The organism is Marinomonas arctica (genome assembly GCF_003259225.1).
Lineage (GTDB): Bacteria > Pseudomonadota > Gammaproteobacteria > Pseudomonadales > Marinomonadaceae > Marinomonas > Marinomonas arctica.
This window is the reverse complement of record NZ_QHJF01000006.1, coordinates 1-25,956: the sequence shown is the minus strand read 5'-3', so window position 1 is coordinate 25,956 and position 25,956 is coordinate 1. Positions and strand designations below refer to the sequence as shown.

Below are 25,956 nucleotides of genomic sequence, written 5' to 3'. Positions count from 1 at the left end.
TGTTTACTTAATGGACGTTTGTTGTGTTAACGTTTTGCTGTTAATGCGCGTGGGTAAACGCAATGGCCACACTTTTAATGTCAGGCGGGTTAACCATTCATCAAGGTACAAACCTGCAAACAGCGCCATCGATAAATGTTGCACTGACGGTCGTTGTGCTTGATAACGCAGCAACCAACTCAAGATAAATAAACTGATAAATAGTCCCATAACCCAGAAATCCGCCAAGCTTAACGCAGGCACACGCAACATTGGGTTGATTGGCAATACAAGGCCAAAGAAGGCTTTCATGGTGCTGTAAATGGTCAACAGTATTAGGGTTAAGCCGATAGCAGACATTAGGCTGGCTTTACGTTGCTGACTATGACGTTGAGCGATTAACACTGTTAAAGCCAACCCAAACAATACCCAGGCACTCCAAACGCCTTGGTAATGGATTACGTATGCTGCACCACCCACAAGACAAGCCGAGAGCAGGGCAGCGACGAACCAATCCACAGCGGATGGGGCTTCTGCCGGAGCAAGACGACGCTGAAGGTCGTCATGGATGGCATTGCCTGAATTTAAGAAAGCATGCGCTTTGTAAACTGAGTGAGTCAGCAAATGCAGTAGGGCCAGTTCAAATAACCCTAGCGCGCATTCCAATAACATTAAGCCCATTTGTGCACTGGTCGACCAAGCCAAACGCACTTTTAAGCTGATTCTGGTGGTCATAATAAGGGCGCTGATCACTGTTGTTAGTCCCGCGACAATGAGCACTAACCACTGCGCTGTGGCGACTTGGAGTAGTAAAGGTCCAAAGAGTATTAATAAGAAACCGCCTAGGTTAATGACACCAGCGTGTAATAACGCGCTCACCGGCGTAGGCGCTTCAACCACTTGGATTAACCAACCGTGGACAGGCAGTTGCGCGCATTTAATTAAGGCCACGATGGCGATTAAGACAGCGGCGATGTGTTCATTTGTGCTTAGCGACAGAGCGGTATTACTTGCTTGGAGGTTAAAAATGTCCACCAATTCATGGATGAAAAAGGTGTTGTGGGCTTGATATAAGCAAATAAAAGCGACCAATAAACACAGTTCAGCGGTTCGAGCCAATAAGAACTTCTTATGTGCCGCCAGCGCGGCCCGTGGGCGTTCTGGATAAAAGGTGAGCAGCTTGTGCAGCGCCAGACTGATGCACACCCAACCCAACCAGAAGAGTATTAAATGGTTACTCATCACCACCAAAGAAACCGCAGCTAACGTGAGCAATAACCAGCGCCAATACACGTTTAATCTTGGTTCCGTCGCCATGTAGTTGCGTGAAAAGGTCATTAATATGGTGCCCATAAAGAGCACCAGCGCCAGCATAATCAGGCTAAGGTTTGAAGTACTAAGGTATTGCTGGGTCGGCGGTGGTGATGGCAATAGCCAATGGGCCAGTACACCAGCCGCAAAAAGCCCTACGAGCAGAAGATTCAAACAAACAAGACGACGACCTTGGCTTCGGGTTGGTTTGCGACCGACTAACCAGCCTGCCAATACCAAGCTGATGGGAATACAGATGAAAAAAATGGAAGAGAAAAACGTGCTCATAGCTGGCCCCTTAATTAACTGTTGGCAAGTATGTCAGAACTGGATTGATTAAAAAAATATATATAAAATAACTAAACGTTCACTTTTATAGAATGATTATGAGCCGACTCAATTACCACCATTTGTATTATTTTTGGCGCATCGCTGTCGCGGGCAATCTTACTCAGGTTGCTAAGGAGCTGCACATTTCGCAATCGGCGCTTTCACTGCAGATTAAACAACTTGAACATAATATGGATGTCGCGTTATTTGAACGCAGTGGCCGTCGCCTTATTTTGACCGACATGGGGCGACGGGTTTTGGCTTATGCTGATGATATTTTTAATAAAGGAGAAGAGCTTGAATCTTTCTTAAACAAAGGCATCCTTGCTGAAACTCAGCATTTGTCCATTGGGGTATTGCCAACGTTATCGAGAAACTTCGTTGAGCACTTTGTCAGCCCACTGCTGGCCAAACCTGAGGTGAGCTTTTCATTGACCGCTCGTGGCATGAGTGATCTGCTCAATGGCTTAACGAATCATGAATTGGACCTTGTTTTGACCAATCGTCCTATTAGTGCCGACACGAAAGACGCACCTTGGATTGTGCAGCAAGTCTCCCGTCAGCCACTGGCGATTGTGGGCCCGAAAGAAGGGAAAATACACACACCATTTCCGCAAGGTTATGAATCGGCTCATTGGATACTACCCGGAAAAAACACTGAAATTCGGACAGCGTTTAACCTACTGTGTGCCACATGGCAGTATCAGCCCGATGTCAAAGCCGAAGCCGATGACATGGCGATGCTGCGTCTACTCGCGAGGGACAGCGGCGCCTTAGCTGTGCTACCACCAGTGGTGGTCAAAGACGAAATTCGACAAGGATTGCTGGAAGAATATCAACGCCTACCCGATGCTTACGAACACTTTTACGCCATCACCACACAACGTAAATTTGTGCCACAAGTCTTAATGGAATTGTTGCAAATGAGTCAAAATATTTAGGTGAATATTCCATCAAAAAGAACATATCAACATACGGTCAGAAAGTATTTTAAAATTAAAGGTTGAGGGGCGTCAGTCTCTGTCAAGGGAGGTAAGCGTCAACCGATCCTAGGAGCCATTCTGTATAAGATATTCACTTAAAGGGTATTCCCTAGTTATTTTTGGCTGTTTCATCGAGAACATAGTATTGACCGAGCGAACTCCCTTCGCCTGTAAAAGTTGCTTGCTCAACAGCTCATCGTAACTGTCTAGGTCTCTGATTATAATTTTTAGTAGATAGTCACAATCGCCACTGACGGAATGACATTCTTGTATTTCTGGGAATTTACGTACGATAGAAAGGAAGGGTTCCAGTGTTTCTGGATGGTGGTTATCCATTGATACTTGCGCGAAAGCGATAACATTTAGGTTCACTTTCTTTGCATTCAGCTCTGCTGTATAGCACTTTATATAGCCTTCGTCTTCTAAGCGTTTTAAGCGTCGCCAACAGGGGGCAGTGGAAAGACCAATTTTATCGGCTAAATCTCTATTACTCAGACGGCCATCTTTTTGCAAGGCAGCAAGAATACTGATGTCAAATTTATCGAGCATGAAAGTGTTTCCATTTTTTGTTATTTGAAGAAACTTTGTTGCTTAGTTTGTCAAAGACTCAGCAATTAAGAAAGATAATTTCGCTAAATCATAGATAAGATTAACTACATCATACTTATAACAATAAAGCTGAAAAGCAGCTGAAGATGGTGTACCTCTATGAAGCAATTGCTAGAAAAAAGTAATCACGTCACGAATTTTATACCTCAAAAGCTTGAGTTCGATTGGTTTCAAGTCAGTCAATTAATGCTTTTATCTCGTGCTCTGGATGAGATAGAAGAAAAAGAGCTAGTGCCAGAGAAGTTAGTGTTTAACCAATTTTCTGCTCGAGGGCATGACTTTGCTCAGATTCTCCTAGGTTCTTTATTGACACATCCTCACGATGCCGCCAGCGGCTATTATCGATCTAGACCTTTTGTCATGAGTCTTGGGATAGATTTGGATGAAGTGGTTGCATCGCCTATGGCAAAAGCGGGTGGTTACAGTGATGGTAGAGACATCGGCGTAGTATGTAACTATCCGAATACCGATAGAAAAGGTGCCATATTATTTCCTATGTGTGGCGGTGTCGGTGCACAATATTCGCCTATCTCTGGTTGGGCACAATCCATTCTTTATCATAAAAATCAGTTGAATGACTCAAGCTATTCTGGCGCTATTGCGGTTTCAATGGGTGGCGATTCTTCTATGTCGACCAGTGGTTTTTGGGCGGCATTAAACATATCAACGACTAACAACTTACCGCATTTATTTTACATTGAAGACAATGGTTACGGCATTTCAGTGCCTCAAGAAGTGCAAACGCCTGGTGGTGATCAGGTGGCGAATCTTAAAGCCTATAAAAATCTTAAGATTATTGATGGTGACGGAACCGACCCAGAATTGGCTCCAGCACTGATAAAAGAAGCTGTCGAGTACGTGCGATCTGGGCAAGGCACTTGCTTACTTCGACTAAAAGTCCCTCGTCTATGTGGTCACACTTTCCAAGACACTCAAACTTACAAAGAAGCTGACTTTATTGCTGATGAACAATCAAGAGATCCGCTTCCTAAGTTAAAAAGTTATCTATTAAATAATGGCTTAATGACGACTGATGAATGGCAGAGTTTAGAAGAAGAAAGTCATCGTAATATTCGCAATGCAGTTGATAAAGCGAAAGAGCGCCAGCAACCCGATCCAGAAAATCTGACACGCTTTGTTTATGCCGAAAAAGATGAGGTTCAACTTCGAGGTGGCTTAGCGGCAAGTGGTCATGTATTTCCAACTCAAAGCAATCAAGCTAAGCCAGAAGGTTCACGCCTGAACATGTTAACAGCGATCCGCAAGACGCTTGATTACGAACTCGCAACGAATCCTAAAGTGGTGGTATTCGGCGAAGATGTTGGACCAAAAGGCGGCGTTCATGGAGCAACGCTTGGGCTGAATGAAAAGTTCGGTGGTAATCGAGTGTTTGATACTAGCTTGTCTGAAGAAGGCATTATTGGTCGTTCCGTGGGAATGGCGTTGAGTGGCTTGATGCCAGTGCCAGAAATACAGTTCCGCAAATACGCTGAGCCTGCGGCTGAACAACTGTCCGATACTGGCATTATGCGCTGGCGAACCAATAATCAATTTGCTGCGCCTATGGTAGTTAGGATTCCGGGTGGTTTTGCTCGTCGAGGAGATCCATGGCATTCCATGAGTGACGAAGTGGAGTGGGCGCATAAAGTCGGCTGGCAATTGGCTATGCCTTCAAACGCTGAAGACGCGGTTGGTTTGCTGCGTTTTGCACTAAGAGACAACAACCCAACTATTTTCTTTGAGCATCGATCTTTACTGGACAATAGCTGGTCACGTCGTCCTTATCCTGGTGATGACTATGTCATCCCATTTGGTAAGGCAAAGACGATTCTATCAGGCACAGCATTAACGGTAGTGTGTTGGGGCGCGATGGTAGAGCGTTGCCAAAATGCTGCAACGAGTCTTGATATGGGCATTGAAGTGATTGATCTTAGAACCATTCAACCATGGGACAAAGAGGCGATACTTGCCTCTGTCGAGAAAACCGGACGTTGTTTGATTGTTCATGAAGATAATAAAACCGCTGGGTTTGGCGCTGAAATCGCGGCGACGTTAGCCGATGAATTGTTCTTTAGTCTTGATGCGCCGGTCCAGCGATTGACCATGCCTGATATTCCTAATCCTCACAATTTTTTGTTGTTAGAAAAAGCCGTACCTAGTGAGCAAAAAATCGCTCTCGCCATGAAAAAACTGATTGAAGTGTGAGGGGGAAACGATGAACGAATCAATGACTATTACGCTTCCAGTGGGCGCGTTGGAGGGAACCGCGGCGATATTGTCTACTTGGCTGGTAGCAGAGGGCGATCAAGTTCGAAAAGGCGACCCCATATTAGAGCTGGAAACCGACAAAGTATCGATGGAAGTGTGTGCTGAAAATGATGGCGCCATTGGTAAAATCTTGGCGACATCGGGTGACAATGTTGATGAAAAAACCATCCTTGGCTACTTAAATTGTGGTGAACAATCACTGGTAGATAAGGTTGCGGCAGACAAATCATCATCTCCTGTTGCTAATGACGCGTTGCAAAATGAGTCTGTGGTAGATGTTGTTAAATACGATGTGGCTGACGATGACTCAAAACGTCATTTGATCGGGCCTGCGGTCAGGAAATTATTGAGAAAGCATAACCTGAACTTGTCCTTGATTGACGGCACAGGCAAAGGTGGACGTGTTACGCGAGATGATATTTTAGCTTTTGTTGATACCCAAATTGGCAAGGAGCAAAGCAACTCAAGTGCTTCTATCCAAGCAGAAAAATCGCATGGCGTAAAAAGTAAGTTGGTTCCTCATACTTCCATGCGCAAGAAAATTGCCAATCATATGGTGGAAAGCTTACTTCACACCTCTCCTCATGTGACGAGCGTCTTCGAAATGGATATGGGGCGAATCATAGAACATAGACAACTGTGCAAAATGGGCTTTGAAGAAGCGGGTGTAAAGCTAACTTTTACCGCTTATTTCTTGGCCGCCAGTGCTAAGGCAATGCAAAAAGTGCCTGTCGTAAACTCGCGTTTCCATGATGACTGCTTGGAAATATTTGAAGACATTAACATAGGTGTCGGCACAGCGTTAGGCGATGATGGACTGATTGTCCCAGTTGTAAAAAAGGTTCAAGAGAAGAACCTGTTTGAAATCGCATCCGCCCTTCAGCAACAAACAGACAAAGCTAGACAAGGTAAACTGGTTGCCGCAGACATGAGAGATGGCACATTTACTATCTCAAATCATGGCGTGAGCGGTAGCCTATTTGCTACGCCAATTATTATCAACCAGCCTCAGGTTGCTATTTTGGGTATCGGAAAACTTGAAAAAAGAGCCGTGGTGGAAGAGGTGAATGGAGAAGACACAATTGTCATCCGACCAAAATGCTACGTGTCTCTTAGTATCGATCATCGTGCCTTGGATGCGTATCAGACTAATTTATTTCTGAGTCACTTTGTTGAGGTGATAGAAAACTGGGGAAAATAATGATTTATGACATAGTGAATCGTTATGTAATGGTACTCATTTAATGTTTGCTAGGTCAGAAAACAATCCTTCTTAAATAGAATAAGGTTATGAATGATTAATTAAGTAGCTAAGTAAACAATGGCAACAGGGATGTCTGTAATGGGTATTTCTTCTAAAGAGTTTAAGAAGTAGTGAGTGTCAACTTAGTTGGCGTCTCTGGCTGTCAAAATGGTGGTACTTCATTGGGTGCTCATTATGCCGCTTCGTTTACTTCAACTGTGACTATTATTCGCTGAACGAATAGCCTGTGTAACAGACCAAGTAATTAATAAAAGATTTCTGCAATGTTGTACAACGGATTGGGTTCAGTTATTTGTCTTAGGAGATATGATGCGTAGGTTTTATAGAGGTTCTGATTTTTCAAGAGTACAAAGTGTGGCTGAAATGGCGGCCCTTGCTCGCCACCGATTACCAGATTTCGCGTGGGAATACTTGGCGGGAGGTGCAGAAAATGAACAGACTTTACATAGTAACGAGAGCGATTTTGCCAAGATGCGGCTGACTTCTCATACTTTAGTTGCCAATCATCCTCCAGTATTGACGACATCATTGGTTGGATCACCTAGCGTCTTACCAATGATGATAGGTCCAAGTGGTTTCAATGGCATGTTGTGGCCGCAGGCTGACATTGCTTTGGCAAAGGCCGCAAACGAGAAAAAAATTCCTTTCTGTTTAAGTACCGTATCTAATGCGTCTATGGAGCAGGTTCGCGAAGCCACTCAGGGTCTTGATTTTTGGTTTCAGCTTTATTGTTTAAAGAAGGAGCAATTTAACAATGATTTAATGGCTCGAGCGAAAGCGACCGAGGTAAACACCTTGGTTATCACTTCGGATGCGGCAATTGTTGGAAATCGCGAGTGGGATCGACGTAATTTTGTTAGGCCGCGTCAACTAACATGGCAAAACAAGGTCAATGTTCTGATGCACCCCAACTGGATTCGCCGAGTTATGATTCCTAATGGTTTGCCAACTATGGGCAATTTGAACCCTTATCTACCTAATAATGAACAAAGTGCCTTGGGGGCAATTAAATTTATTCAGCAGCAGTTCGATACTTTGTTGGATTGGGAGAAAATGGCCAAGATGAGAGATCAATGGCATGGCAAGATGATCTTAAAAGGTGTACTGCATCCTGATGATGCGAGACAAGCGGTGAAGTTAGGATTTGATGGCATTGTGATCAGCAATCATGGCGGTCGTCAGCTCGATGGTGCTTTGTCTTCTATTGATGCTTTACCAGCAATTGTCGATGCCGTGGGTGGTAAAATAGGCATATTGTTAGACAGTGGTATTCGTCGCGGCAGTGACATAATAAAAGCCACCGCCCTTGGCGCGCAAGGTGTTATGCTTGGACGAGCTACTTTATTCGGTGTTGCGGCCGGTGGTGAAATTGGTGCGTCACGCATATTAGATATCTTGCAAGAAGAGCTGGCTCGCAGTCTAAATTTAATGGGCGTTCAGCGACTCGATGAACTGACTTCAGAACACCTTTATATGTCTTAACAAGGATTTATATCGCTTACAAATGAAAGCCTTATTCGTTAATTGATGATTAGTTCAGCCCTCCAAATCTTTGATAAAAAGCTTGTGAAGCTTCTGGAAGTGGCCCATCTGCGGATTCTAGGTTTTTCTCTAGCCATTTCTCTGTTGCTGGGGTGATTTTACGGTAAATGTTTCGGCATAATTGTCTTGCCGCTTTGCCTTCCCAGTCTCCCGGTAGGAGTTCTTCTGGCAGCTGTGGATCTCGCAGCAAGAGCTTTCTGTATTCATGGATTAACAGAGTACGAGTCAGGAAGCAGGATTCAGGATCGAGATTGTCTTTTTCATCCAGTTCTTGCCACACAGGGCGAAATAGGTTGATAAATTCTTGGTAGTGAGCGCCAAGTTTATCGAGTTCCCAACACTCTCGTACCATCATTCGAACTTGCCTTCCAGCCAGCTCTTCTTGTTGGTGTGTTTTAAATACAATAACTTTGCTTTGTAAACCGGATGAGGCTAAGACAGTATTTACATCACTTAGATTGGTGTTTGGGCTACCAATAAGCTGACCAGTTAGTACGCCAAAACCTTGCCAGTTGAGGTCGTCTAATAGTTGTTTTCTTTCCTCGGCAGACAATTGTTGCGTCATGATTAAACACCAAGAGCCATCCCAGACGGTTTGGTTGGCGCTGTACACGCGTCGGAAAGCTTGTTCAAATTTGCGTCGACCAGAACCTGTTAAGCTGTAGTAACTTTTTCTTCCCACCTTGTCACTGGTTAGCCAGCCATCCTGAGTCAAACGAAAGATGGTGGTTCTCATTAATCGTTCGTTGATGCCCATTGGCTCCAGTAGCTTAATTAAACTACCTAGCCAAACGGTTCCTCCATGAGGTTCAATCGTATCACCATATAAGGTGATGACGAGAGACGAGGCTCGAATGGGTTTTTGCTGTTGAAAACGAGTGATTAACGTGTCTAAAGTATTAATTTTGTTCATTAGTGACTGGTGATCCAGTGAGTTAAGCCAGCGGTCATTCTCTTAAACCTGTCCGGCTTAGTAAAGTGGAATAGTCTTTAAATAGTAGACTAAGCGCATTTCTATGTGTGATTGTACTAGTTTTTGGGCTGATGTGACCGACTTTGCAGTGCTGGTCTATCTTCTTCTATGGCATTGAGTGGAATACATTCGACCATCGAAGTTAGGCATCTTTTCGACAGTTCTATGTATTCCTGTGTGCCTGTTTGCTTCCATTTTAATTCGTCATCTGTGACGGACCGAACGATTTTTCCTGGCGCACCCATCACCAAAGATCTTGGTGGACAAGTAAAGCGATTCTTTATGAATGAGGATGCTGCAATGATTGAACCTTCGCCGATCTCAGCGTAATCCATGATGACACTGTTCATGCCGATTAGAGCATCTTCTCCAATAATACAGCCGTGCAATACAGCGCCATGGCCAATGTGCCCATGTTTACGAATGATGGTATGGCTGTCAGAAAAGCCATGAACAACACAGTTGTCTTGGATGTTTGATTCTTCTTCCATGGTAATACGCCCAAAATCCCCTCTTAAACAGGCTCCTGGACCAACATAACAGCCTTCGCCAATGATCACGTCGCCAATCAGCGTCGCGGTTGGGTGTACGTATGCACTAGGGTGTACCACTGGGGTGACACTGTCAATTTTGTAGTAAGGCATGCTTTTTTCTCTTCCAATTTGATTCTTTATTTTTTTAATTTTAGGTTGTTTTGTGTCGATATCTTTCGAATTCTTTCTTTTTTTACGTGAAAATTGAAAATTATCAAGATTTATTTTTGCTTTAATGAATTTAAAATCATCTTTTTTAATATTAACTTTTTGATTTTTAAATGAATTTATAATTTGTGGGTTGGATTTATTTGTATATTCCACTAAAGAGATACATAAAAAAATTAATTTTGTTATTGTTTTGTATCTAATTATGGTTCATCTTTATATTAAGTGGAATGCGATTGAGCTCGCTAGAGTGTGTTTGGCTGAGCGAATTAATAACAATAAGATCGAGTGTTTGAATCAAATGACAAATAAAAATTACCAATCATTGGTGGTGCATCCGGTGGAGAGTGGGGTTCAGTTGATCCAGTTGAATCGTCCCGAGGCATTGAACGCGTTAACGACAGGGCTATTGGCAGAATTATCTGAAGTTATGGATATCGCTGAGACGTCGGGTGATATTCGAGTTTTGGTTCTTACTGGAAGTTCGAGAGCGTTTGCCGCTGGAGCCGATATTAACGAGATGGCAGAACGTGATCTTGTTGGTATGTTGAATGATCCGCGTCAGCGATATTGGCAGCGCATAACGCGTTTCTCTAAACCTGTTATTGCAGCCATTAATGGTTACTGTTTGGGTGGCGGCTGCGAGTTGGCCATGCATGCGGATATTCTTATTGCCGGTCGTGATGCGCAATTTGGTCAACCCGAAATCAATCTAGGTATCATGCCTGGCGCTGGCGGAACTCAGCGATTACTTCGCGCTGTTGGTAAATCTCTCACCATGCAGATGGTGCTCACCGGTCAACCTATCAATGCCCAGCAGGCAAAAGATGCTGGTCTCATCAGTGAAATAACCCAACCTGAACTGACAGTTACCAGAGCCTTGGCTTTGGCGACAGTCATTGCGAGTAAAGGCAGTCTTGCTGTGCGTTTAGCAAAAGAATCCATTCTAAAAGGTATGGATACTGACTTGACAACAGGCCTGCGTTTTGAACGCCATGCTTTTACTGTGTTAGCAGGTACCGAGGATAGAAAAGAAGGGATTCTGGCGTTTAAAGAAAAACGTCAACCAAACTTTTCTGGTCGCTAATTTTTTGGGTGTTATTTTTCAATTCTTAGAGAGGCAAGAGTAAATGAGCTTCGAACATATTCTATATTCGGTTGATTCTGGTGTGGCATTGCTGAGCTTAAATCGCCCCAAAGCGCTTAATAGCTTTAATGAGGCCATGCATCTTGAAGTGCAGCAAGCATTAAAATCCGCTTTAAAAGATAAACAGGTTAGGGCGCTGGTTTTAACGGCAGAGGGTCGAGGTTTCTGTGCTGGGCAAGATTTGTCTGATCGTAATGTTGATCCTAATGCCGCGTCACCTGATCTGGGTATTTCCATTGAACGTTTTTACAATCCACTGATTAAACAGTTGCAGGCTTTTCCAATGCCAGTGATATGTGCAGTTAATGGTGTGGCGGCAGGTGCTGGAGCGAATATTCCTTTGGCGTGTGATCTGGTTATTGCAGCACGTTCTGCCAAATTTATTCAGGCTTTTTGCAAGATTGGTTTAATACCTGACTCAGGTGGAACCTGGTTTTTACCACGCTTGATCGGTATGGCAAAAGCCAAAGAGTTGGCCTTGTTAGGAGAGCCATTGATGGCGGAAAAAGCGTTGGAGTGGGGGATGATTTATAAAGTTGTAGACGATGAAAATTTGCGTGACGAGGCAATGTCGTTGGCGCGTCGTCTGGCCACTCAACCGACCAAAGGTCTGTCTTTTGTTAAGCGTGCTTTGAATCAAAGTTTTGATCATGATTTCAATACTCAACTCGATGTCGAGCGTGATTTGCAGCGAATGGCGGGGCAGACGCAGGATTACCGTGAAGGCGTAAAAGCCTTTATGGAGAAACGTATGCCAGAATTTAAGGGAGAATAATTATGCCTGCCTTTAAGCAAAGTACGGTTATTGGGGTGATTGGTGCTGGCGCGATGGGAGCAGGAATTGCTCAAGTGGCTGCTCAAGCGGGTTATCAAGTTAAGCTTTATGACAATCGAGAAGGGGTTGCTCAAATTGCTATCGATTCAATGGCAAAGCAATTAGCTAAATTGGTAGAGCGTAAAAAATTTACCGCAGAGCAAGTGCAACAAACATTGGCTCGATTGGAAGTGGCAGATTCGCTGAACGATTTGGCGGAGGCTGGATTGGTGGTAGAAGCCATTGTTGAAAACATCGACGTCAAGAAAGCAATTTTTGATACTTTGGAATCGGTTTGTTCTGCCGATTGTATTTTAGCCAGTAATACCTCTTCTATTTCTATTACCCGTTTAGCGGCCGGAATGAAACACCCAGAGCGTATGGTGGGAATGCACTTTTTTAATCCGGCACCCATTATGAAGCTGGTGGAAGTGGTGTCTGGCTTAGCCACGGATTTGAAAGTGGCAATCTGTCTTTATGAAACAGCATTAAGTTGGGGTAAAAAGCCAGTTTATGCGGCGTCTACTCCGGGTTTTATTGTCAATCGAGTGGCGCGTCCTTTTTACGCGGAAAGCTTTCGATTGCGACAAGAGCAAGTGGCTGACTGTGCGACTTTAGATGCTTTATTAAAAGGCGCTGGAGGCTTTCGCATGGGTGCGTTCGAACTGACGGACATGATAGGTCATGACGTGAATTATGCCGTTACCTGTTCTGTATTCGATGCTTATTATGGCGATTTCCGCTTTCAGCCTTCTTTGATTCAAAAAGACTTAGTGGATGCTGGTTTTTTAGGGCGGAAAACCGGTCAAGGTTTTTATTGTTATCAAGAGGGTGCTGAAAAGCCTGAGGCTCAAATCGTCTCTGTCTCACTCTCTACTGATGTGAGCAGTATCAAGTGTGAAGTATCTGAAGATGTTGGTCATCTAGCCGGGTTGGTTGAACGTTTGTCTCAGGCGGGTGTTCAAGTGACGCAAGTGTCTGGGTTGGCGAAAGGTTATCTAAAAGTTGGCAGGGCCTTGCTGGCGTTAACCGACGGACGTATGGCGTGCGAACGAGCCAAAGATGAACGGTTGAGTGAGCTGGTGTTGGTGGATTTGGCGCTGGATTATCAGAGCGCAACGCATATTGCCTTGAGTCGTTCGGCAGCGACATCTGAAGGGGCATTTAATGATGTGGTTCAGTGTCTTGATCTGCTTGGCATTAAGGTAAGTGAAGTAGTGGATTCACCCGCTTTGGTTGTGATGCGCACGGTCGCTATGCTGGCGAACGAGGCCGCTGATGCGGTTTTACAAGGCGTCGCAACGGCAGAAGGTGTTGATACTGCCATGTGTTTTGGCGTGAATTATCCCAAAGGTCCATTGGCGTGGGCAGATTCTATTGGTGTTGCTGATGTGGAAACCGTGTTGCATAACTTACAGCAGTCTTATGGTGAGGACCGTTATCGTCCTTCCTTGTTAATGCGTCGTATCGCTATGTTAGAAGGAAGCTTCCATGTCAAATAAGCTTACTGAAGAGCAGATAAAAATGCAGCTTGCCGAGCGTTGCGCGCAAGCTTTGTATGAACGAGATGTTGCCACTCAGCATTTAGGTATTGAGTTGCTATTTTCCGCGCCGGGTCAGTCTAAGGTTCGCATGACGGTGCAAGACTTTATGTTGCAGGGTCATAAAACTTGCCACGGCGGTTATATGTTTACTTTGGCCGATTCCGCTTTTGCGTTTGCCTGTAATACCTATAACCAACCTACTGTCGCGCTCGGTTGTTCTATTGATTACGTGGCACCAGCTTTTCAAGGTGATGTGCTTAGCGCAAGTTGTCGTGAGAAAAGTCGTGGTGGGCGCACAGGAAACTACGATGTCGAAATTCATAATCAACAAGATCAATTGATTGCCATATTTCACGGTAAATCTTATCGAATTAAAGGTGAGATACTTTCACAGGAGAACGTAAATGACTGATGCTCTAATTATTGATGCTATCCGTACGCCGATTGGGCGCTACGGTGGTGCGCTTTCTACAGTCAGGGCAGACGATTTGGGTGCTATTCCAATTAAATCTCTCATGGATCGAAACCCGACGGTTGATTGGTCAAAAGTAGATGATGTTTTGTATGGCTGTGCGAACCAAGCGGGTGAAGATAATCGCAATGTGGCGCGCATGTCTTCTTTGTTGTCAGGGCTTCCTCATAGCGTACCAGGTTCGACGATCAATCGTTTGTGTGGTTCTGGAATGGATGCGGTTGGCTTGGCAGCTAGAACCATTCGTGCCGGTGAAGCGGGATTGATGATTGCGGGTGGTGTTGAGTCTATGTCACGAGCGCCCTTTGTATTGGGTAAAGCGGATCAGGCTTTTTCTCGTCAAGCGGATATGTACGACACGACGATTGGTTGGCGCTTTGTTAATAAGCTGATGGCAGACCAGTTTGGTGTACATTCCATGCCAGAAACCGCTGAAAATGTGGCGGAAGAGTTTAATATTTCTCGAGCAGATCAAGATTTATTTGCTTTGCGTAGTCAGCAAAAAACCGCAGTTGCTCAAGAAAATGGACGTCTATCGAAAGAGATTATCCCCGTTGTGATTCCGCAACGTAAAGGTGATCCAGTCGTGGTTAGTCGGGATGAGCATCCGCGTGCAGACACCAGTTTAGAGGTCTTGTCGAATCTTGCTACGCCTTTTCGTCGCGATGGCAAAGGGTCAGTGACAGCGGGTAACGCATCGGGTGTAAATGACGGCGCTTGTGCCTTGTTATTGGCAAGCGAAGAAGCTGCGGCGACTTATGGTTTAAAAGCGCGTGGTCGAGTGTTGGGTATGGCTGCAGCAGGTGTTGAGCCACGTATTATGGGAATTGGTCCAGCTCCAGCGTCTAGAAAGGTACTCGAGCAAGTGGGCCTTACCATAGAGGATATGGATGTTATTGAATTAAATGAAGCCTTTGCATCACAAGGCTTGGCGGTATTACGCGAGCTTGGTTTAGCAGATGACGATGCTCGAGTTAACCCAAATGGCGGTGCCATTGCATTAGGTCATCCATTAGGGATGAGTGGTGCGCGATTGATTACCACCGCGTTAAATGAATTGGAAATTAAGAATAAGCGTTATGCCTTGTGCACCATGTGTATTGGTGTGGGTCAGGGGATTGCGATGGTGATTGAGCGACTTGATTAACGACTACTGTGCTCGCCAATACTGTGTTAAAAACAGACTCAAAATGCTCATTTATAACCTATAAACTCTGCTTTTTCGTCTGTTTTTGCCTTGTCTTGGCTTCGCTCGTAACGTCGTGGGCTGTCGTGGTGTTGTGGGGCGTCATGCATCGCCTTGTAGTCGTAAAAACGGTTTCAATTTACCTAGCAGTCAAAACAATAAGGTTGTGTTACCAAAAAAATAATACAGCCATGAATACTAAACTCTAAAAATAATAAAAGAGAGAGCGCAGCAATGGATATTCGTAGTCGGTTTAATCCAGATCAACTTGACCCAATGGAAACAGCCAGTATTGATGAGTTGCGAGCTCATCAATTAGAGCGTTTACAGTGGACTGTTCGTCATGCTTATAACAATGTTCCTATGTATAAGCAGCGTTTTGATCAGTTAGGGTTGCACCCTGATGATATTAAAACGCTGGATGATCTTGCCAAACTTCCTTTCACCACAAAATCGGATCTACGAGATAACTATCCGTACGGTATGTTTGCGACACCGATGAATCAAGTGGTTCGCCTTCATGCCTCAAGTGGTACAACAGGCAAACCAACGGTCGTTGGATATACCCAAAATGATATCGATAATTGGGCCAACATTGTGGCGCGTTCGATCCGTGCTGCAGGCGGGCGAAAAGGCGATATGTTACATAATGCTTATGGTTATGGTCTGTTTACTGGCGGCTTGGGGGCGCATTATGGCGCCGAGCGTCTTGGTTGTACGGTTATTCCTATGTCTGGTGGGCAAACTGAAAAACAGGTACGCCTGATTCAAGACTTTCAGCCTGACATTATTATGGTGACGCCATCTTATATGTTGAATTTGCTAGACGAAATGGAAAAACAAGGCATCGATCCACTTGGGCTTAAATTGCGTTTAGGTATTTTTGGTGCCGAGCCATGGACTCAAGAATTACGTCGTTCAGTAGAAGAGCGAGCGGGTATTCGTGCCATGGATATTTATGGTTTGTCTGAAATCATGGGGCCAGGTGTGGCGATGGAATGCGCAGAAAGTCAGGATGGACCAACGGTATGGGAAGATCATTTTTATCCTGAAATTGTTGATCCAAATACGGGTGAGGTTTTGCCTGACGGTGAGATGGGAGAATTGGTGTTTACCAGTCTAAGTAAAGAAGCTTTGCCAATGATTCGTTACCGCACGCGGGATTTAACTCGCTTATTACCGGGAACCGCTCGTCGTATGCGCCGCATCGACAAAATTACCGGCCGCAGCGACGATATGATGATTATTCGTGGTGTAAACGTCTTTCCAACACAAATTGAAGAAGAGGTGATTAAAGTAAATCACTTTTCAGAAAGCTATGAAATACATCTGTATCGCAAAGGCAATATGGATAGTATGGATGTGCATGTTGAGCTGCGCCCTGATTGTGCTGGCTTTGATGAGCAAGAAATCAATGATGCCATTAATGAATTGCGTCACCATGTGAAGTCTTCCGTGGGAATCAGTATCAGCGTTAAGCTAAGAGAAATAGGTAGCATAGCTCGTTCAGAGGGCAAGGCTAAGCACGTTTACGACGAACGAATTTCCGTTTAATTAATCTTTCTATTTGATAAAGAGTAGCCTCTTGTTTTAAGGGGCTAGGATTTTCTGTTGCCAAAAAATTATAATTATAAATGATACATAAAATTAAAAATTAACTTGAATTTATGTATCATTAGTCTATTCTCTTATTAATAAAATGACTTATTTCTACGATATTGGAGATGTTCTCATGTACGCACAACAAGTTGAAACAGGGACGAAAGCAATAAAATCCCTAGCTGAAATGGGACCAGAAGAAAGGGCATTTCAGGAAAAAATTGATGCCGAGATTAAAATCGAGCCTAAAAATTGGATGCCAGATAACTATCGCAAAACCTTGATCCGTCAAATTTCCCAGCATGCTCATTCTGAAATTGTGGGTATGTTGCCAGAAGGTAATTGGGTGACTCGCGCGCCAACCTTGAAACGTAAGTTGCAACTGATGGCCAAAATTCAGGATGAAGCGGGACATGGTTTGTATCTGTATAGCGCGATGGAAACGCTAGGCGCGGATCGCGATGAAGAGATTGAAAAGCTGCACTCTGGTCGTGCTAAGTATTCGAGTATTTTTAACTATCCAACACTTAATTGGGCTGATATGGGGGCTGTTGGTTGGTTGGTTGATGGTGCTGCGATTGTAAATCAGGTCCCCCTTCAGCGTACCTCTTACGGTCCTTATTCCCGCGCCATGATCCGAGTCTGCAAAGAAGAAAGCTTTCATCAACGCCAAGGCTACGAAATCCTTTTGCACATGATGCGCCATGGCACGCAAGCACAAAAAGACATGGTGCAAGATGCGATTAATCGCTTGTGGTGGCCATCTTTGATGATGTTTGGTCCAAGTGATGCGGAGTCCCCTAACTCAGCTCAATCTATGGCATGGAAAATCAAACGTCATACCAATGACGAACTGCGTCAGCGCTTTATCGATCAAACCATTCCGCAATTAGAGCTATTAGGCTGCACGGTTCCAGACCCTGATTTGAAATGGAATGAAGAGCGTGGTCATTACGACTTTGGTGAGATTCAGTGGGAGGAGTTCTACGAAGTGCTTAAAGGTAATGGCCCTTGTAATCGAGAGCGTTTGGAAACGCGTCGAAATGCGATTCAAGACGGAGCTTGGGTGCGTGAAGCAGCGGTGGCTCATGCAAATAAAAAACAAAAACAACAGGCTGCTGCCTAACTAATTTTGAGGTATCTCCCATGTCTGAATGGACACTTTTTGAAATATTTATCCGTAGTAAGCACGGTCTAAATCACAAGCATGTTGGCAGCGTTCACGCTGTGGATGCCGAAATGGCCATCGAGAATGCCAGAGACCTTTACACCCGTCGCAATGAAGGCGTGAGTATTTGGGTTGTACCATCTGCATCAATCACAGCAACCGCGAGTGATGAGAAAGAGCCATTGTTCGATCCATCAGAAGACAAAGTCTATCGTCATGCCAGCTTTTATGAGTTGCCTGATGAAGTAGGGCATATGTGAGGTGGTTATGACTAAATACGATGAATTAACCGAATTTTTATTGCGCCTTGGTGACAGTGCCTTGATCCAAGCTCAGCGTTTATGCGAGTGGACGGGGCGTGCTCCAGCTCTTGAAGAAGAAATGGGCATGATGAACGTCGGTCTTGACTTAGTCGGTCAGGCTCGCAATTGGTATGAATACGCCGCCGAGCGAATTAACGATGATACCGATACCGATGCCGATACGTTAGCGTTTCGCCGTGATGAGCGTGCGTTTCGTAATTTGCTATTGGTAGAGCAGCCTAATGGCGACTTTGCCGTCACTATGACGAAGCAGTTTTTCTATGACGCTTGGCAGTTTCACCTGCTGACGATGCTAAAAGGTGCAAACGATGAACGTATTGCGGCGATTGCAGCGAAGTCTTTAAAAGAAGTGACATACCATTTGCGTCGTTCCTCTCAATGGGTCGAACGTTTAGGTGACGGTACCGAAGAAAGTCATCAGCGCATGGAAAAAGCGGTAGATGCCGTTTGGCGTTTTACCTTTGAACTGGTTGAAAAAAACGATGCGGAATTAGCCTTGTCTGAATCAGGCAATATTCCAGCGCTGACTGAATTGCCAGGAAAATGGCTGGCGACCGTAAACGAGGTATTTGCTAAAGCGACGCTAACCGTTCCTGATGCACCAAACACTTTCTATTTGAGTGCTCGAACAGGTATGCATTCTGAGCACTTGGGGACGTTATTAGCAGAAATGCAATTCTTACAACGAGCTTATCCCGATGCAAGCTGGTGAGTTAATTATCACTGACCAACAAGGTCGTTCAGGGGGCGCGGCTGATATCCAGCAAGCATACAAAGTGCTGGAAGAGGTGATGGACCCTGAAGTGCCTGTGGTGAGTGTGATGGATCTTGGCATCGTTCGGGACGTCGGCTGGGCGGATGGACATCTTTATGTAGTCGTCACACCAACCTATTCAGGTTGTCCTGCAACGGAATATATCGAAACCTCGATACGTGATGCGCTGCAAAATGCGGGTTTTTTACACCCTAAAGTAGCGCAACGTTTAGACCCAGCTTGGACAACCGATTGGATTACCGAACAGGGTCGAAGTCGCCTTAAAGCCTACGGGATTGCACCGCCAGTCGGGAGTTCAAATAAGCGTTCTTTGTTGTCGGGAATAACACAAGTTGAGTGTCCAAATTGTGGTAGCCAAGACACAGAACAATTAAGTGAATTCGGCTCGACAGCGTGCAAATCCTTGTATCGATGTAAGTCCTGTTTAGAACCCTTTGATTATTTTAAATGCATTTGAGCCATAGATAACAATAACCTGGCCGTGGAGACACAGATGAATCAATTTCACTCACTTACCGTTTCAGATTTACGTCGTGAAACTCGTGATTCTATTTCGCTCGCTTTTGCTGTCCCTGAGGATTTAGCGCAGAGCTATCAATTTAAACAAGGTCAATTTTTGACACTGCGTACTCAGATTGATGGCCAAGAAGTACGTCGTTCTTACTCTATTTGCAGTGGCGTTCAAGACAATGAAATGCGAGTTGCAATAAAGCGTGTGCCTGATGGGCTTTTTTCTACCTTTGCTAACGATTCCATCAAGGTCGGTGATGTGCTTGAGGTAATGCCACCGCTAGGGCACTTTTATTCAGAGCTTGATCCTGCCCGTCATGGTGACTATTTATTGGTTGCCGCAGGCAGTGGGATTACCCCCATTCTGTCTATTGCAAAAACGACTTTGGCTACTGAGCCGTACAGTAAAGTCACGCTTTTATATGGCAATCGTTCTACTTCTTCCACCATGTTCCGAGATCAACTGGCGGACCTTAAAAACACCTACATGAATCGTTTGAATCTGATTTTCGTCTTGAGTCGAGAACAACAAGATATCGATTTGTACAACGGCCACATTGATGCAGATAAATGCCGTGCTTTGTTTGATCGTTGGGTGAATGTGAAAACACTGACTGGTGCCTTTATTTGTGGCCCTCAGTCCATGACAGAAATGGTGAAAGACCTTTTAAAAGAGTTTGGTACACCAGAAAAAAATATCCATTTTGAACTGTTTGCCGCGGCTGGTAATGAGCGCAAACGAGAGCAGCGTGCACAAGCGTCTGCCAGTGCAGATATGTCGGAAATTACCGTTATTCGTGATGGTCATGCGATGAGCTTTGACCTAAAACAGAATACCGAAAACTTGCTGAATGCGGGTAACGAGCATGGTGCAGACCTGCCATTTTCGTGTCGGGCGGGCGTGTGTTCTACCTGTAAATGTAAAGTGGTTGAGGGCGAAGTAGACATGGACATTAGCATTGGTCTTGAAGACTACGAGGTGGAAGCGGGTTATGTGCTTTCTTGTCAGTCTTACCCTGTGTCCAAAAAGGTTGTGCTGGATTTTGATCAAGTCTAATTCGGCTTGACCGATCGCCTGACTATGAAAGATCGAGACATCATAAAAACAACAAAGATGACGGTGGCAAATAGACCACCGATGGAGAACATTATGAGCCAAAGCCCAGTTGTACAAAGCCCAGTTGCACGAAGCCCAGTTCTACAAAGTTTTATTGCTGGGGAGTGGTTAGGTAATCAAGCTGGACAAGCACTAGCTAGCCCAGTTAACGGTGAAACGATTTATCACACGCACGCTGAAACTATTGATTTTGCTCGTTCACTGGAATTTGCCCGCACCAAAGGTCGTGCTTCTTTAATGGCAATGGACTTTCAGAGTCGCGCATCTTGTTTGCGTGATTTAGGAAAGCATTTACTCGAATACAAAGAGTCGTTATACGCTATTTCTCTGTTAACTGGTGCGACTCGCAATGATAGCTGGGTCGATATAGAAGGTGGCGCAGGTACGCTGTTTGCTTATGCTAGTGTCGGTCGACGTGAGTTGCCATCCGGCAACCTGATTCACGAAGATGATGCCTTTCCTTTGGGTCGTGATGGGCAGTTTTTCGGTTCGCATATTCTGGTGCCTCGCCAAGGTGTTGCCGTACACATCAATGCCTTTAACTTCCCAATTTGGGGTATGTTAGAAAAATTCGCAGCTAACTTTTTGGCGGGCATGCCATGTATTGTGAAGCCTGCGACGTCTACCTCGTATTTGACTGAGGCTTGTGTGCGTTTAATGCACGAGTCTGGTTTATTGCCAGAAGGCAGTTTGCAGTTAATCATTGGTCGTACAGGTGATTTGTTAGATCGTTTGGATGGTCAAGATGTGGTGACTTTTACGGGCTCTGCGAGCACCGCTGCCAAATTAAAAGTCACACCGAATATCATCAATAACTCTATTCCTTTTAATGCCGAAGCAGATTCGTTGAACTGCGCTATCCTTGCGCCGGATGTCTCTGTCGATAGTCCAGAATTTGAGCTTTTCATCAAAGAAGTTGCACGGGAAATGACGGTGAAAGCAGGGCAGAAATGTACGGCGATTCGTCGTGTATTGATTCCTGAAAATCAAGTTCAGGCCGTCTCTGAGCGCCTAACCGCACGTCTTGCCAAAATGTCTATCGGCGATCCGCATTTAGATACGGTACGCATGGGCGCATTGGCCTCTTTTGAGCAAAAAGCAGACGTCTTAGCGCAACTTGAGCAATTATTAAAAAGTAGTCAGCTTGTTTGTGGTCATGATGAAGGGTTTGAGCTTTTAGGAAAAGGTTCAGAAAAAGGTGCATTTATACAGCCGACTTTGTTACTGAGTAATGACCCTGATGCAGATGGCGGGGCTCATGATATTGAAGCGTTTGGCCCAATCAGCACCTTAATGCCTTATAAAAATATCGACCATGCTATTGCGCTTGCAGCTCGTGGCAAGGGATCTCTGGTAACAACGTTAGTGACCCAAGACCCTGAGATTGCCAGAAAAGTGGTGCCCGCTTTAGCCGCATGGCACGGCAGAGTGCATATCTTGAATGAAGCATCCTCGAAAGAATCTACTGGACATGGTTCTCCGCTGCCAATGTTAAAGCATGGTGGTCCAGGACGCGCTGGCGGTGGTGAAGAATTAGGCGGTATACGTGGTGTTAAACACTACATGCAACGTGCTGCGATTCAGGGCTCACCAACGATGTTGTCAGCGGTCACCGGAGAATATGTTCGTGGCGGCGAAACCTATGAAAGTGATGTGCATCCATTTCGTCGTTACTTTGAAGACCTTCGTATTGGCGAGTCTTTGCTTACTCATCGTCGTACGGTCACGGAAACTGACATAGTGAACTTTGGTTGTTTGTCTGGCGATCATTTTTATATGCACTTTGACGATATTGCCGCCCGTGATTCTCAGTTCGAGCAGCGTATTGCTCATGGCTATTTTGTTTTATCGGCTGCCGCGGGTTTATTTGTTTCCCCTGGAGAAGGTCCGGTATTGGCAAATTATGGCTTGGATACCTTGCGCTTTATCACACCTGTTCCAATTGGCGACACCATTCGTGCGCGTTTAACCTGCAAACGCAAAATTGACCAAGGTAAGTTAAGCCCTAAAGGTGAACCTCAAGGTGTGGTGGTTTGGGACGTTCAAGTCACCAATCAGCATGAAGAGCTGGTCGCTAGTTATGACATTTTAACCTTGGTTAAGAAGCAATTTGATTGATGCCGACAGGGCGATTACATCGCCCTTGTTTTCGGATTTTATGCATTTTGATTCAATACAATAATAAAAATTTAGGAGCTGTCATGTCGATAAAAGGCTGGATTGATAAGCATTACCCAGAGCCAAATATTTATCGTTGGGTTGGTGTGGTGTTAGAGGGGATTTCTGCAACGGTGTTGTTTTTGTTGATGGCGCTAACGTGTGTGGATGTAGTGGGTCGCTATCTTTTTAATAATTCTATTAATGGTGCCTTTGAACTGACTCAAATGGGCTTGGCTATCATGGTGTTTGCTCAAATGCCGTTGATTACATGGCGTGGAAGTCATGTAGTCGTGGATTTATTGGATCATGTTTTAGGCAATCGTATCGTTAAAGTGCTTGGCATCTTTTCAGTATTTATTGTCTCTTCTTCGTTTTATTTCTTAGCGGTTCGTATTGATGAACTGGCAGAACGCTCTCTGCGTCGTGGTGAAGTTAGTGAGTATTTAAAAATCCCTACCGGATATTTAACCGAATATATCGCCATTATGAGCTGGATAACCGCGGCTTGTATGTTGACATATGGTGCGTATCGAGTGCTAAAGGGCAATAACGAAACACAGCAGTTTGGAGAGTAGCATGTCAGTTGTATTAATCGGCTTTGCCGTTCTTTTGTTTTTAATTTTGGTTATTCGTATGCCGATCGCTTTTGCAATGGGAGTGGTTGGTTTTTTAGGTTTCGCTATTTTGCAGGGTCTAAGTTTTGACAATGTGCTGTCTTTTCGTTGGACGGCAGCACTCACTCTGGCATCCAGTCGGGTGATAGGAACCGTGCAAGACTACAATTTGTCGGTGATTCCTTTGTTCATTCTGATGGGGAATTTAGTGACTCGTTCTGGTTTGTCACAGGAATTATATAACGCGTCATATGCTTTTTTAGGTCATCGAAAAGGAGGTTTGGCGATGTCGACTGTTTTAGCTTGCGGCGGTTTCTCGGCTATCTGTGGTTCCAGTTTAGCCACTTCTGCAACCATGGCAAAAGTGGCCATGCCACCCATGCGCAAGTTTGGTTATGCGGATAGTCTGGCAACGGCATCGATAGCCGCAGGTGGAACATTAGGTATCTTGATTCCTCCCAGCGTTATCTTGGTGATTTATGGTTTGTTAACCCAGACCAGTATCCGTGAGTTGTTTGCAGCTGGCTTTATTCCCGGCATGTTAGGCATTTTCTTGTATATGTGTGCTGTTCGTTACGTTGTATGGCGAAACCCTAAGGCGGGCCCCGCTGGGGAGCGGATGGGCTTTAAAGAACGAATGCTTGCTCTAAAAAGTATTTGGGGCGTTTTATTGCTTTTCACTATTGTGATGGGCGGTATTTATTTAGGTGTATTCACGCCGACCGAAGCGGCTGGTATTGGGGCGGGTGGTGCGCTAATCATTGGTTTGACTCGCCGTAGTCTAAGCTTTGTTGGAATTGTTGAGACGCTAGTAGACACCTCGAGAACGTCTGCCATGTTGTTTTGTGTGGTGATTGGCGCGTTTATTTTTTCGGATTTTATTACCCGAGCGGGCTTGCCTGATGCTTTATTGAGCTTTGTTACGGCATTGGAGTTAAGTCCTATGCTGGTCATCATGGTTATCCTCGTCATCTACATCATTCTTGGCATGGTGTTCGAAAGTCTTTCCATGTTGCTACTGACGGTGCCGGTTTTTTTTCCTCTTGTGTCTAGCTTAGGTTTTGATCTTGTTTGGTTTGGCATTGTTGTTGTTGTAGTGACTGAGATCAGTTTAATAACGCCACCAGTGGGGATGAATGTCTTTGTATTAAGTGCAGTATTAAAAGACGTAAAAGCAGGCACGATTTTCAAGGGGGTTACACCGTTTTGGTGTGCGGATATTATCCGACTTTTGATCATTGTGTTCATCGTTCCAGTATCGATGTTTTTGCCTAATTTTTTATATGAGTAAACATTTTTCAAATGAATTTTTTTATTAATGGGGCGTTTTTATGACTTTCAATAACCATAAGGTTGTAAAGTCATTGCTATGAGAGAGCGAAATTTTTATCAATGTAAATCATAAACTATAGGAATAATAAATATGATGAATGTTAAAAAAAATCTACTTTTGGCCGTATGCGGTACTTCTATTTTAGCATCCGGACTGACTTCAGCAGCAGAAACGACTTTGCATGTGGCGACTTGGTTACCACCAACGAGTTCGCAAAACTCAATTGTTTGGCCAACTTGGAAAGAATGGGTTGAACAGGCTACTGAGGGTCGTGTTGAAGTGGTTATTGAAAACTATACTGGTGACCCTAAAGCGATTTTTGATGCTGTAGAAGATGGCGTTTATGATGTTAGTTTTGCTGTTAACTCTTATGTACCGGGTCGATTCAAACTAACCAGCGTTTCCGAAATCCCAGGTGAGATCACCGATGCAGAAGTGGGTTCTGTGGCGTTATGGCATACCTATGAAAAATTCTTTAAAGCCGATGGAGAATTCAAAGGACTTGAATTACTTGCCTTGTTTGTTCATGGTCCAGGTCAGTTGAATACCAATTTTCCAGTTAATTCATTAGAAGATTTGAAAGGTAAAAAAATGCGTATCGGTGGTGGTTTGGTGAATACCCTTGCTGAACGTTTAGGGGTGACCCCCGTTTCTGCTCCTGCGCCGAAATCTTATGAAATGATGCAGCAAGGCGTAGTAGATGGTACGTTTTTGCCTGCTGAACAGCAAAAAACGCTTCGGTTAAGTGAAGTGACGACTGATCTCACCTTGTTTCCTAAAGGGCTTTATACCACCGCATTTAGTATTGTGATGAATCCAGATACGTTAGATAGCCTGAGTAAAAAAGACCAGGACGCTATCATGAGCGTATCGGGTGAAAAGCTTTCAAGGCTGGCTGGTGCCGCTTGGGGGAAAGCTGATCAAGACGGCATCTTAGAGGCAAAAGCGAATGGCGTTAACGTAGTTTACCTATCTAAAGATGACGCCATCGTAAAAGAGATGAATAGATTAGAAGCGGGAATAGATCAGGTATGGATTGACTCTGTTTCTGATCGCAAAGTGGATGCAAAAGCAGCGCTTGCTTACTTTAGAGAAAATGTAAATGAATTGAGTCAGTAATTCTTTCTGTACTTATATGAAAAATAAAAACCACGGTCTTTAAAGGCTGTGGTTTTTTGTTTGCCCAGCGAAGCTGGCAAACCCGTCAGGTTGAAAGAAACCTGTCTCACCCCGA

General features: G+C 44.6%; 23 protein-coding genes. 19 read left to right on the top strand and 4 right to left on the bottom strand.

Going from position 1 to position 25,956, the window contains the following annotated elements; translation table 11 throughout:
* Positions 1-3: 3 nt before the first annotated feature.
* Positions 4-1,578, bottom strand: a complete 1,575-nt coding sequence (locus DK187_RS05005) for an NADH-quinone oxidoreductase subunit L (protein WP_111606245.1) — start codon at positions 1,576-1,578, stop codon at positions 4-6.
* A 98-nt stretch (positions 1,579-1,676) separates the two neighbouring features.
* Here DK187_RS05005 and DK187_RS05000 point away from each other — a divergent pair, with 98 nt between their 5' ends.
* Positions 1,677-2,561, top strand: coding sequence for a LysR family transcriptional regulator (locus tag DK187_RS05000; RefSeq protein ID WP_111606244.1), 885 nt, complete (start codon positions 1,677-1,679; stop codon positions 2,559-2,561).
* A gap of 108 nt (positions 2,562-2,669) precedes the next feature.
* Here DK187_RS05000 and DK187_RS04995 read toward each other — a convergent pair whose 3' ends face one another.
* On the bottom strand, positions 2,670-3,152 hold the full coding sequence (locus tag DK187_RS04995; protein WP_111606243.1) for an Lrp/AsnC family transcriptional regulator: 483 nt from the start codon (positions 3,150-3,152) through the stop codon (positions 2,670-2,672).
* A 159-nt stretch (positions 3,153-3,311) separates the two neighbouring features.
* Here DK187_RS04995 and DK187_RS04990 point away from each other — a divergent pair, with 159 nt between their 5' ends.
* The 3 genes from DK187_RS04990 (at position 3,312) to DK187_RS04980 (ending at position 8,226) form a co-directional block, all read left to right on the top strand.
* Entirely contained in the window at positions 3,312-5,417 is a 2,106-nt protein-coding gene (locus DK187_RS04990; RefSeq protein WP_111606242.1) for an alpha-ketoacid dehydrogenase subunit alpha/beta, read from the top strand.
* 10 nt (positions 5,418-5,427) lie between these two features.
* A complete protein-coding gene (locus DK187_RS04985) occupies positions 5,428-6,681 on the top strand; it encodes a dihydrolipoamide acetyltransferase family protein (protein WP_111606241.1) in 1,254 nt (417 codons plus the stop codon).
* 372 nt (positions 6,682-7,053) lie between these two features.
* Positions 7,054-8,226, top strand: a complete 1,173-nt coding sequence (locus DK187_RS04980) for an alpha-hydroxy acid oxidase (RefSeq protein WP_111606240.1) — start codon at positions 7,054-7,056, stop codon at positions 8,224-8,226.
* A 49-nt stretch (positions 8,227-8,275) separates the two neighbouring features.
* Here DK187_RS04980 and paaX read toward each other — a convergent pair whose 3' ends face one another.
* Together paaX and DK187_RS04970 are read right to left on the bottom strand one after the other, a co-directional pair.
* Positions 8,276-9,199, bottom strand: coding sequence for a phenylacetic acid degradation operon negative regulatory protein PaaX (gene paaX / locus DK187_RS04975; RefSeq protein WP_111606239.1), 924 nt, complete (start codon positions 9,197-9,199; stop codon positions 8,276-8,278).
* Between the two features lie 116 nt (positions 9,200-9,315).
* Entirely contained in the window at positions 9,316-9,903 is a 588-nt protein-coding gene (locus DK187_RS04970; RefSeq protein ID WP_111606370.1) for a phenylacetic acid degradation protein PaaY, read from the bottom strand.
* 358 nt (positions 9,904-10,261) lie between these two features.
* Here DK187_RS04970 and paaF point away from each other — a divergent pair, with 358 nt between their 5' ends.
* The 15 genes from paaF to DK187_RS04895 all read left to right on the top strand — a co-directional run bounded on the left by paaF (position 10,262) and on the right by DK187_RS04895 (position 25,841).
* Positions 10,262-11,047: a 2,3-dehydroadipyl-CoA hydratase PaaF gene (gene paaF / locus DK187_RS04965; RefSeq protein ID WP_111606369.1), complete on the top strand. Its 786-nt coding sequence runs from the start codon at positions 10,262-10,264 to the stop codon at positions 11,045-11,047.
* A gap of 43 nt (positions 11,048-11,090) precedes the next feature.
* Positions 11,091-11,882 (top strand): 2-(1,2-epoxy-1,2-dihydrophenyl)acetyl-CoA isomerase PaaG, encoded by a 792-nt coding sequence (paaG, locus tag DK187_RS04960; RefSeq protein ID WP_111606238.1) that lies wholly within the window; start codon positions 11,091-11,093, stop codon positions 11,880-11,882.
* Positions 11,883-11,884: 2 nt separating this feature from the next.
* Positions 11,885-13,423, top strand: a complete 1,539-nt coding sequence (gene paaH, locus DK187_RS04955; RefSeq protein WP_111606237.1) for a 3-hydroxyacyl-CoA dehydrogenase PaaH — start codon at positions 11,885-11,887, stop codon at positions 13,421-13,423.
* On the top strand, positions 13,413-13,877 hold the full coding sequence (gene paaI, locus DK187_RS04950; RefSeq protein ID WP_111606236.1) for a hydroxyphenylacetyl-CoA thioesterase PaaI: 465 nt from the start codon (positions 13,413-13,415) through the stop codon (positions 13,875-13,877). Before paaH ends, paaI begins: the two co-directional genes overlap by 11 nt.
* On the top strand, positions 13,870-15,084 hold the full coding sequence (gene pcaF / locus DK187_RS04945; protein ID WP_111606235.1) for a 3-oxoadipyl-CoA thiolase: 1,215 nt from the start codon (positions 13,870-13,872) through the stop codon (positions 15,082-15,084). Before paaI ends, pcaF begins: the two co-directional genes overlap by 8 nt.
* Before the next feature lie 273 nt (positions 15,085-15,357).
* Positions 15,358-16,677 (top strand): phenylacetate--CoA ligase PaaK, encoded by a 1,320-nt coding sequence (gene paaK / locus DK187_RS04940; protein ID WP_111606234.1) that lies wholly within the window; start codon positions 15,358-15,360, stop codon positions 16,675-16,677.
* A 178-nt stretch (positions 16,678-16,855) separates the two neighbouring features.
* Entirely contained in the window at positions 16,856-17,848 is a 993-nt protein-coding gene (gene paaA / locus DK187_RS04935) for a 1,2-phenylacetyl-CoA epoxidase subunit PaaA (RefSeq protein WP_111606233.1), read from the top strand.
* 20 nt (positions 17,849-17,868) lie between these two features.
* Positions 17,869-18,150 carry a 1,2-phenylacetyl-CoA epoxidase subunit PaaB gene (paaB, locus tag DK187_RS04930; protein ID WP_111606232.1) on the top strand — a complete coding sequence of 94 codons (282 nt, stop codon included), beginning with the start codon at positions 17,869-17,871 and terminating at the stop codon, positions 18,148-18,150.
* A gap of 7 nt (positions 18,151-18,157) precedes the next feature.
* Positions 18,158-18,925: a 1,2-phenylacetyl-CoA epoxidase subunit PaaC gene (gene paaC / locus DK187_RS04925; RefSeq protein ID WP_111606231.1), complete on the top strand. Its 768-nt coding sequence runs from the start codon at positions 18,158-18,160 to the stop codon at positions 18,923-18,925.
* Complete coding sequence (paaD, locus tag DK187_RS04920; protein WP_111606230.1) at positions 18,912-19,445, top strand: 1,2-phenylacetyl-CoA epoxidase subunit PaaD; 534 nt, start codon at positions 18,912-18,914, stop codon at positions 19,443-19,445. Before paaC ends, paaD begins: the two co-directional genes overlap by 14 nt.
* Positions 19,446-19,481: 36 nt before the next feature.
* Positions 19,482-20,555 carry a 1,2-phenylacetyl-CoA epoxidase subunit PaaE gene (gene paaE / locus DK187_RS04915; RefSeq protein ID WP_111606229.1) on the top strand — a complete coding sequence of 358 codons (1,074 nt, stop codon included), beginning with the start codon at positions 19,482-19,484 and terminating at the stop codon, positions 20,553-20,555.
* Positions 20,556-20,648: 93 nt separating this feature from the next.
* A complete protein-coding gene (paaZ, locus tag DK187_RS04910) occupies positions 20,649-22,733 on the top strand; it encodes a phenylacetic acid degradation bifunctional protein PaaZ (RefSeq protein ID WP_111606228.1) in 2,085 nt (694 codons plus the stop codon).
* 83 nt (positions 22,734-22,816) lie between these two features.
* The gene (locus tag DK187_RS04905; protein ID WP_111606227.1) at positions 22,817-23,350 is read left to right on the top strand and encodes a TRAP transporter small permease; all 534 of its coding nucleotides are present in this window, start codon (positions 22,817-22,819) and stop codon (positions 23,348-23,350) included.
* 1 nt (position 23,351) lies between these two features.
* Positions 23,352-24,680: a TRAP transporter large permease gene (locus DK187_RS04900; protein WP_111606226.1), complete on the top strand. Its 1,329-nt coding sequence runs from the start codon at positions 23,352-23,354 to the stop codon at positions 24,678-24,680.
* Between the two features lie 132 nt (positions 24,681-24,812).
* Complete coding sequence (locus DK187_RS04895; RefSeq protein WP_111606225.1) at positions 24,813-25,841, top strand: TRAP transporter substrate-binding protein; 1,029 nt, start codon at positions 24,813-24,815, stop codon at positions 25,839-25,841.
* Positions 25,842-25,956 lie beyond the last annotated feature (115 nt).

What these genes read in the sequence shown, in the direction of transcription:
- DK187_RS05005 (WP_111606245.1), bottom strand. Translation starts at nt 1,578, where the DNA reads ATGAGCACGTTTTTCTCTTCCATTTTTTTCATCTGTATTCCCATCAGC.
- DK187_RS05000 (WP_111606244.1), top strand. Translation starts at nt 1,677, where the DNA reads ATGAGCCGACTCAATTACCACCATTTGTATTATTTTTGGCGCATCGCT.
- DK187_RS04995 (WP_111606243.1), bottom strand. Translation starts at nt 3,152, where the DNA reads ATGCTCGATAAATTTGACATCAGTATTCTTGCTGCCTTGCAAAAAGAT.
- DK187_RS04990 (WP_111606242.1), top strand. Translation starts at nt 3,312, where the DNA reads ATGAAGCAATTGCTAGAAAAAAGTAATCACGTCACGAATTTTATACCT.
- DK187_RS04985 (WP_111606241.1), top strand. Translation starts at nt 5,428, where the DNA reads ATGAACGAATCAATGACTATTACGCTTCCAGTGGGCGCGTTGGAGGGA.
- DK187_RS04980 (WP_111606240.1), top strand. Translation starts at nt 7,054, where the DNA reads ATGCGTAGGTTTTATAGAGGTTCTGATTTTTCAAGAGTACAAAGTGTG.
- paaX (WP_111606239.1), bottom strand. Translation starts at nt 9,199, where the DNA reads ATGAACAAAATTAATACTTTAGACACGTTAATCACTCGTTTTCAACAG.
- DK187_RS04970 (WP_111606370.1), bottom strand. Translation starts at nt 9,903, where the DNA reads ATGCCTTACTACAAAATTGACAGTGTCACCCCAGTGGTACACCCTAGT.
- paaF (WP_111606369.1), top strand. Translation starts at nt 10,262, where the DNA reads ATGACAAATAAAAATTACCAATCATTGGTGGTGCATCCGGTGGAGAGT.
- paaG (WP_111606238.1), top strand. Translation starts at nt 11,091, where the DNA reads ATGAGCTTCGAACATATTCTATATTCGGTTGATTCTGGTGTGGCATTG.
- paaH (WP_111606237.1), top strand. Translation starts at nt 11,885, where the DNA reads ATGCCTGCCTTTAAGCAAAGTACGGTTATTGGGGTGATTGGTGCTGGC.
- paaI (WP_111606236.1), top strand. Translation starts at nt 13,413, where the DNA reads ATGTCAAATAAGCTTACTGAAGAGCAGATAAAAATGCAGCTTGCCGAG.
- pcaF (WP_111606235.1), top strand. Translation starts at nt 13,870, where the DNA reads ATGACTGATGCTCTAATTATTGATGCTATCCGTACGCCGATTGGGCGC.
- paaK (WP_111606234.1), top strand. Translation starts at nt 15,358, where the DNA reads ATGGATATTCGTAGTCGGTTTAATCCAGATCAACTTGACCCAATGGAA.
- paaA (WP_111606233.1), top strand. Translation starts at nt 16,856, where the DNA reads ATGTACGCACAACAAGTTGAAACAGGGACGAAAGCAATAAAATCCCTA.
- paaB (WP_111606232.1), top strand. Translation starts at nt 17,869, where the DNA reads ATGTCTGAATGGACACTTTTTGAAATATTTATCCGTAGTAAGCACGGT.
- paaC (WP_111606231.1), top strand. Translation starts at nt 18,158, where the DNA reads ATGACTAAATACGATGAATTAACCGAATTTTTATTGCGCCTTGGTGAC.
- paaD (WP_111606230.1), top strand. Translation starts at nt 18,912, where the DNA reads ATGCAAGCTGGTGAGTTAATTATCACTGACCAACAAGGTCGTTCAGGG.
- paaE (WP_111606229.1), top strand. Translation starts at nt 19,482, where the DNA reads ATGAATCAATTTCACTCACTTACCGTTTCAGATTTACGTCGTGAAACT.
- paaZ (WP_111606228.1), top strand. Translation starts at nt 20,649, where the DNA reads ATGAGCCAAAGCCCAGTTGTACAAAGCCCAGTTGCACGAAGCCCAGTT.
- DK187_RS04905 (WP_111606227.1), top strand. Translation starts at nt 22,817, where the DNA reads ATGTCGATAAAAGGCTGGATTGATAAGCATTACCCAGAGCCAAATATT.
- DK187_RS04900 (WP_111606226.1), top strand. Translation starts at nt 23,352, where the DNA reads ATGTCAGTTGTATTAATCGGCTTTGCCGTTCTTTTGTTTTTAATTTTG.
- DK187_RS04895 (WP_111606225.1), top strand. Translation starts at nt 24,813, where the DNA reads ATGATGAATGTTAAAAAAAATCTACTTTTGGCCGTATGCGGTACTTCT.